Raw genomic sequence first — 338 nt, 5'->3', positions numbered from 1 at the left:
CCGCCCCTTCACCACCGCCCACAGCCCTGCCAGGCCATAGGACAAGGTGATGAACGCCGCGATCACGCCCCAGATGCGCTCGGGCGTCCAGCCATATTGGATCACCCGCAAATGCATCGAATAAGTGGCGATGCCCGCCAGCGGCAGCACCGCGACCGCCAGCACCGGCGCGGCCCATCGCAGCATCGGGTTCGTCACGCGATCATCGCGGCCATTGCCGATCACCGCATTGGCCAGCAGCACCGCAAACGCCGCCGCCGCCATCATCAGCGCCGCGGTCGAGAAGCCCGAATCCCAAAGCTTCTGCAACCCCGTCCCCGCCAGCGACAGCAGGAAAA

The 338-nt window shown here is 66.6% G+C and carries 1 protein-coding gene; it reads right to left on the bottom strand.

Going from position 1 to position 338, the window contains the following annotated elements; translation table 11 throughout:
- A partial coding sequence (locus tag A3E77_RS05425; protein ID WP_293643944.1) for a DUF4153 domain-containing protein occupies window positions 1-338 on the bottom strand: 338 nt, incomplete at both ends.

Origin of the sequence: Sphingopyxis sp. RIFCSPHIGHO2_12_FULL_65_19 (genome assembly GCF_001830555.1) — a bacterium.
Taxonomy (GTDB): Bacteria; Pseudomonadota; Alphaproteobacteria; order Sphingomonadales; family Sphingomonadaceae; genus Sphingopyxis.
The sequence above is the reverse complement of the archived record's forward strand: the minus strand, read 5'-3'. Positions and strand labels throughout refer to the sequence as shown.